Here is a 4,524-nt window from a genome sequence, read left to right on the forward strand (position 1 = left end):
GTCTATCCGATGCAGATCAAGGATGGTTCGATGCGTGACATGTGGCTGAGCAAGACGGAGCGTACCTGATATGCGGCACATCATTTCCCTGCTGATGGAAAACGAACCCGGTGCCTTGTCTCGCGTGGTCGGCCTGTTTTCCCAACGCAACTACAACATCGAAAGCCTGACCGTGGCGCCGACCGAAGACCCGAGCCTTTCGCGTCTCACGCTGACCACCGTCGGTCATGATGAGGTGATCGAGCAGATCACCAAGAACCTCAACAAGCTGGTCGAGGTGGTGAAGTTGGTCGATCTGTCGGAGAGCGCTCATATCGAGCGCGAACTGATGCTGGTCAAGATCAAGGCTACCGGCGCACAGCGCGCTGAGATCAAGCGCACCACGGATATTTTCCGTGGGCAGATCGTCGACGTCACTGCCAGTGTCTACACCGTGCAATTGAGCGGCACCAGCGACAAGCTGGACAGTTTCATCCAGGCCATCGGCACGGCATCGATCATCGAAACGGTGCGTAGCGGTGTGACCGGTATCGCCCGCGGCGACAAAGTCCTGAGCATCTGACTCAATACAATTAGCGATGGCTCCACTGGAGCCGAGATATAACCAGGGGTATGTGCATGAAAGTTTTCTACGATAAAGACTGTGACATTTCGATCATCCAAGGTAAGAAAGTGGCCATCATCGGCTACGGCTCGCAGGGCCACGCCCAAGCGTGCAACCTCAAGGATTCCGGTGTTGATGTCACCGTCGGTCTGCGCAAGGGTTCGGCCACTGTCGCAAAAGCCGAAGCCCACGGCCTGAAAGTCGCTGACGTTGCCAGCGCCGTTGCTGCCGCCGACCTGATCATGATCCTGACCCCGGACGAGTTCCAGGGCGCTCTGTACAAGAACGAGATCGAGCCGAACATCAAGAAGGGCGCCACTCTGGCCTTCTCCCACGGCTTCGCGATTCACTACAACCAGGTCGTTCCGCGTGCTGATCTCGACGTGATCATGATCGCGCCGAAGGCTCCAGGCCACACCGTTCGTACCGAGTTCGTCAAAGGCGGCGGTATCCCTGACCTGATCGCCGTTTATCAGGATGCTTCCGGCAACGCCAAGAACGTTGCCCTGTCCTACGCCTCGGGCGTTGGCGGCGGCCGTACCGGCATCATCGAAACCACCTTCAAGGACGAGACCGAAACCGACCTGTTCGGCGAGCAAGCCGTTCTCTGTGGCGGTACTGTCGAACTGGTCAAAGCCGGCTTCGAAACCCTGGTCGAAGCTGGCTACGCGCCGGAAATGGCCTACTTCGAGTGCCTGCACGAGCTGAAGCTGATCGTTGACCTCATGTACGAAGGCGGCATCGCCAACATGAACTACTCGATCTCCAACAACGCCGAATACGGTGAGTACGTCACTGGCCCGGAAGTCATCAACGAAGAATCCCGCAAGGCCATGCGCAACGCTCTCAAGCGCATCCAGGACGGTGAGTACGCGAAGATGTTCATCAGCGAAGGTGCTACCAACTACCCATCGATGACCGCCAAGCGCCGCAACAACGCTGCTCATGGCATCGAAGTCATCGGCGAGCAACTGCGCTCGATGATGCCGTGGATCTCGGCGAACAAGATCGTCGACAAGTCCAAGAACTAAGCCGTTCTGGTCAGATAGAAAACGCGGCCTCGGCCGCGTTTTTTCGTTCCAGGGCCAGCATCTGGTATAAAGCTGACCGTTGGGGTGCGTATCCAAACCTGTTGCGCACGCCCATATCGAACGTTTTCCACCCTGTTGCAAGGTACTTTTCATGAGCGAACGTCCCGCAGAGCCGAATACGCCCTCCGACGCTGAAAGCCTGTTGCCTGTCGATGAACATGTTGAAGAAGGGCACGATGCTGAAGGGCGCAAGGTTCGTCATCGCGGCATTTATCTGCTGCCAAATCTGTTCACTACCGCAAACCTGTTTGCCGGGTTCTACTCGATCGTCTGTTCCATCAGTGCCCACGGCTACATGAGCGCGGGCAACTCGGTCGAAGCGGTCAAGTATTTTGCCTCCGCGGCCATCGCGATCTTCGTGGCAATGGTGCTTGATGGCCTGGATGGGCGTGTGGCCCGCATGACCAACACCCAGAGCGCGTTCGGCGCCGAATACGACTCGTTGTCCGACATGGTGGCGTTTGGTGTCGCGCCTGCGTTGCTGGCCTTCGTCTGGGCGCTGGGGGACATGGGCAAGGTCGGCTGGATGGTCGCCTTCATCTATGTGGCCGGCGCCGCATTGCGTCTGGCCCGCTTCAATACCCAGGTCGGCACGGCCGACAAGCGCTACTTCATCGGCCTTGCCAGTCCTGCTGCGGCAGGTGTGGTCGCTGGCATCGTGTGGGCGTTCAGCGACTACGGGATTCAAGGCTCCAAACTGTCATTCCTGGTCGCCCTGATCGTCGCGGCAGCCGGAATGCTGATGGTCAGCAACATCAAGTACAACAGTTTCAAAGAGCTGGATCTGAAGGGGCGCGTACCTTTTGTAGCAATTCTGGCCGTTGTACTGGTGTTCGCGGTCATATTCAGTGATCCGCCGCGAATTCTCCTCTTGATTTTCCTTGGCTATGCGGCATCCGGTCCCGTGCAGTACCTGCTGCGCAATCGCCGTCTCAAACGCTCATAATCTAGGGCGTGCGGGAATAACCCGCAGGCTCCATAGTCTTACAGGTGTATCCGCTACCTGTGCTATGGAGCCCTCATGCTCATCAAGATCCCCAAGTCTTCGGACTGCGTGTCATCAGAGATCACCCCCGAGTCCATCTACCTGTCCCGCCGCTCGTTGTTGGGCGGTTCCCTTGCGGCGCTGGCCGTGGCCGGCTTGCCCCGGATCAGCGCAGCCAGCGAAGCGCCGCGCTATGCCGATGTCGATCCCGGCAAAGCCCCTGAGTGGTTCACCAGCAAGCTGCCTGGTACGCACTGGGGAGCGGTTACCGTCAAGGATGAGGCCATCACGCCTTATAAAGACGCTACCCACTACAACAACTTCTACGAGTTCGGTCCCGACAAGGGCGATCCGGCTGCCAACGCGGGGAGCCTGAAAACCGAGCCCTGGAGCGTGGTCATCGATGGCGAGGTGTCCAAGCCTGGGCGGTATGCATTGGAAGATCTCGTCAAGCCGAGCCAGTTCGAGGAGCGGGTGTACCGCCTGCGTTGCGTAGAGGCCTGGTCCATGGTGATCCCTTGGCTGGGCTTCCCGTTGGCTGACGTGCTCAAGCGCGTGGAGCCGACATCGAAAGCCCGTTATGTCCGCTTTGAAACCCTGCAGGATCCTGAAAGCATGCCTGGACAACGGTCCGGATTCGCATTGATCAACTGGCCTTATGTCGAAGGGGTGCGCCTGGATGAGGCCATGAATCCACTGGCCCTCTTAGCGGTAGGCATGTATGGCCGTGAGCTGGCCAACCAGAACGGCGCCCCGCTGCGTTTGGTCTTGCCTTGGAAGTATGGCTTCAAGAGCATCAAGTCGATCGTACGTATCAGCCTGGTTGAGCAGCAGCCGCAAACCACCTGGCAGGGGCTTGCACCTACCGAGTACGGCTTCTATGCCAATGTCAATCCGACGGTCGATCATCCTCGTTGGAGCCAGGCCCGTGAGCGAAGGCTTCCGAGCGGCCTGTTCAGCCCCAACGTGCGCAGTACCGGAATGTTCAATGGCTATGCGGACGAAGTGGCTTCGCTCTACCAGGGCATGGACTTGCGGAAGAACTACTGATGCGCTATCCCGGTTTTCGTTTGGCTATTTTTGTACTCGCGAGCCTGTTTCCGCTGTGGTGGCTCTATGAAGCGGCGATGAATCTGCTGGGCCCGGATCCCGGAAAAATCCTTGTGGATCGATTGGGTCTGGGAGGGCTGATCCTGCTGTTGATTACCCTGGCCATGACGCCTTTGCAGCGGGTCACCAGTTGGGCGGGGTGGCTCGTCGCTCGCCGGCAGATCGGCTTGTGGTGTTTTGCTTATATAGGCATGCACATGACGGCGTACATGGTGTTCATCCTGGGCCTGGATTTCGCGCAGCTGGCGGTAGAGTTGCAGAAGCGGCCCTACATCATTGTGGGTGCGCTGGCCTTTGTCGGGTTGCTGTCGCTGGCAGTCACTTCCAATCGCTATAGTCAAAAGCGCCTCGGCGCACGTTGGAGAAAGCTGCATAAGCTGATCTACCCGATTCTGGGGTTGGGACTTTTGCATTTCCTCTGGATCGTCCGCTCCGATCTTGCGGAGTGGTCGATCTACGCCGCCGCTGCAGCGCTGCTAATGGCTTTACGCGTACCGGCGGTCTCCAGGCGCATCAAAAGAACCCGTAGTAGGGCGGTCTGAAACTTTCTTGAAATAAGTGCTTGACCCCTCGGCGAATGTCTTTATAATGCGCACCACTTCCAGGGCAAACGGAACGAAAAACTCCTTGAAATTCAACGAGTTGGATGTTTCTTCGATGTTGGAAGTGCTTCGATCTACTGATCGGCAGCGGTGAAAAAGGTGGTTGACAGCGGTTTGTAACGCTGTATGATT

Annotated in this window: 6 protein-coding genes; all 6 read left to right on the forward strand. The window is 57.7% G+C overall.

Annotation, left to right across the window (positions count from 1 at the left end; all coding sequences use genetic code 11):
• Positions 1-69: hypothetical protein (locus RT028_RS20440; protein ID WP_374011152.1), on the forward strand; the 69-nt coding region annotated here is incomplete at its 5' end.
• 1 nt (position 70) lies between these two features.
• On the forward strand, positions 71-562 hold the full coding sequence (gene ilvN / locus RT028_RS20030) for an acetolactate synthase small subunit (RefSeq protein WP_312937200.1): 492 nt from the start codon (positions 71-73) through the stop codon (positions 560-562).
• 56 nt (positions 563-618) lie between these two features.
• On the forward strand, positions 619-1,635 hold the full coding sequence (gene ilvC / locus RT028_RS20035) for a ketol-acid reductoisomerase (RefSeq protein ID WP_312937202.1): 1,017 nt from the start codon (positions 619-621) through the stop codon (positions 1,633-1,635).
• 151 nt (positions 1,636-1,786) lie between these two features.
• Positions 1,787-2,641, forward strand: coding sequence for a CDP-diacylglycerol--serine O-phosphatidyltransferase (gene pssA / locus RT028_RS20040; RefSeq protein ID WP_312937204.1), 855 nt, complete (start codon positions 1,787-1,789; stop codon positions 2,639-2,641).
• 75 nt (positions 2,642-2,716) lie between these two features.
• Complete coding sequence (gene msrP, locus RT028_RS20045; RefSeq protein ID WP_312937206.1) at positions 2,717-3,730, forward strand: protein-methionine-sulfoxide reductase catalytic subunit MsrP; 1,014 nt, start codon at positions 2,717-2,719, stop codon at positions 3,728-3,730.
• Positions 3,730-4,332 (forward strand): protein-methionine-sulfoxide reductase heme-binding subunit MsrQ, encoded by a 603-nt coding sequence (gene msrQ / locus RT028_RS20050; protein WP_312937208.1) that lies wholly within the window; start codon positions 3,730-3,732, stop codon positions 4,330-4,332. The genes msrP and msrQ overlap by 1 nt, the downstream gene beginning before the upstream one ends.
• Positions 4,333-4,524 lie beyond the last annotated feature (192 nt).

Source organism: Pseudomonas sp. (assembly GCF_032058845.1).
Lineage (GTDB): Bacteria > Pseudomonadota > Gammaproteobacteria > Pseudomonadales > Pseudomonadaceae > Aquipseudomonas.

Bases quoted from the DNA above. Each gene is read 5' to 3' on its own strand.
- ilvN (WP_312937200.1), top strand. From the start codon at position 71: ATGCGGCACATCATTTCCCTGCTGATGGAAAACGAACCCGGTGCCTTG.
- ilvC (WP_312937202.1), top strand. From the start codon at position 619: ATGAAAGTTTTCTACGATAAAGACTGTGACATTTCGATCATCCAAGGT.
- pssA (WP_312937204.1), top strand. From the start codon at position 1,787: ATGAGCGAACGTCCCGCAGAGCCGAATACGCCCTCCGACGCTGAAAGC.
- msrP (WP_312937206.1), top strand. From the start codon at position 2,717: ATGCTCATCAAGATCCCCAAGTCTTCGGACTGCGTGTCATCAGAGATC.
- msrQ (WP_312937208.1), top strand. From the start codon at position 3,730: ATGCGCTATCCCGGTTTTCGTTTGGCTATTTTTGTACTCGCGAGCCTG.